Raw genomic sequence first — 1,626 nt, forward strand, 5'->3', positions numbered from 1 at the left:
GGGCCGGCCCGTCCGTTTTCCCCGCGCGCCAGACTCGGCGCGCTTCGACAAGACCACCAGACATGTTCAAGCAACTGTGGGCCACCAAGCACCCGCATGCCGCCCATGAAGACGCCAACGGCCTGAGCCTGCGCCGCCACCTCGGCCCTTGGGGCCTGACCGCCCTCGGCATCGGTGCCGTGATCGGCGGCGGCATCTTCGTCATCACCGGCCAGGCCGCCGCCAATCACGCCGGCCCCGCGATCATGCTGTCGTTCGTGCTGGCCGCCATCTGCTGCGCCTTCTGCGCGCTGGCCTACGCCGAGTTCGCCTCGATGGTGCCGGTTTCCGGCAGCGCCTATACCTATACCTACGCCACCTTCGGCGAACTGTCGGCCTGGTTCATCGGCTGGATGCTGGTGCTCGAATACGGCGTCTCTGCGTCGGCGGTGGCGGTCAGCTGGACCGGCTACTTCCTCAGCCTGCTCAGCCAGTTCGACATCCATCTGCCAGCGGCGCTGGTCAGTGCGCCACTGGACGCACAGCTGCGCCCCACCGGTGCTATCGCCAACCTGCCGGCCGCTGCGCTGGTACTGCTGCTGACCTGGCTGTGCTACGTCGGCATCAGCAAGTCATCGGCAATGAACATGGCGATGGTCGTGCTCAAGACCGGCCTCATCCTGCTGGTCATCGTGGTCGGCTGGAAGTACGTGGACACCAGCAACTGGACGCCGTTCATCCCCGCCAACGAAGGCCCCGGCAAGTACGGCATGGAAGGCGTGCTGCGTGGCGCGGCGATGGTGTTCTTCGCCTACATCGGCTTCGAGGCGGTCTCGGTGGCGGCGCAGGAATCCAAGAACCCGCAGCGCGACATGCCGATCGGCATGATGCTGTCGCTGGTGGTCTGCACCGTGCTCTACATCGCGATGGCCGCGGTGATGACCGGCCTGGTGCCGTTCCAGCTGCTGGGCACCGACGAACCGGTGGTGACCGCGGTGGCCGCGCATCCGCAGCTGGGTTGGCTGCGCTGGGTGGTCGAGGTCGGCGCGCTGGTCGGCCTGTCCTCGGTGGTACTGGTGATGATCATCGGCCAGCCGCGCATCTTCATGATCATGGGGCGCGACGGCCTGCTGCCGCCGGTGTTCACCAGGATCCACCCGAAGTACCGCACCCCGCACATCAACACGGTGATCACCGGCATCGGCATCGCGCTGCTGGCGGCGCTGTTCCCACTGGACATCCTTGGCGAGCTGACCTCGATGGGCACGCTGATCGCGTTCGCGGCGGTGTGTGCCGGCGTGCTGATCCTACGCCGCACCCAGCCGGACCTGCCGCGCCCGTTCCGCATGCCGATGGCCTGGCTGATCTGCAGCCTGGGCGTGCTGAGTTGCGTTGCCCTGCTGTCGGCGATGACGATGCACAACTGGATGCTGATGGGCGTCTGGACCTTCGTCGGTTTCGTGATCTATTTCTGCTACGGCTTCAGGCACAGCCGCCTGCGGGGTAGGTAAGGTTTTGCATTGCAGGGCCTGCGGCCCTGCACCAGCCTTTTAAGCCGGAGCAACGGCAACGGCAACAGCTGGGTTGAGGGTTTGGCGGGGGGGGGGGGGGGGGGGGGGGGGGGGGGGGGGGGGGGGGGGGGGGGGG

The 1,626-nt window shown here is 67.2% G+C and carries 1 protein-coding gene; it reads left to right on the top strand.

Annotated elements, in window-relative coordinates; genetic code table 11:
* Positions 1–62: 62 nt before the first annotated feature.
* Positions 63–1,490, top strand: coding sequence for an amino acid permease (locus ABGA94_RS14095; protein WP_338168048.1), 1,428 nt, complete (start codon positions 63–65; stop codon positions 1,488–1,490).
* Positions 1,491–1,626: the final 136 nt, after the last annotated feature.

The organism is Stenotrophomonas sp. 3diitr2024 (genome assembly GCF_042136455.1).
Classification (GTDB): domain Bacteria; phylum Pseudomonadota; class Gammaproteobacteria; order Xanthomonadales; family Xanthomonadaceae; genus Stenotrophomonas; species Stenotrophomonas sepilia.

Coding starts and splice junctions, on each gene's coding strand:
- ABGA94_RS14095 (WP_338168048.1), top strand. CDS start 63: ATGTTCAAGCAACTGTGGGCCACCAAGCACCCGCATGCCGCCCATGAA.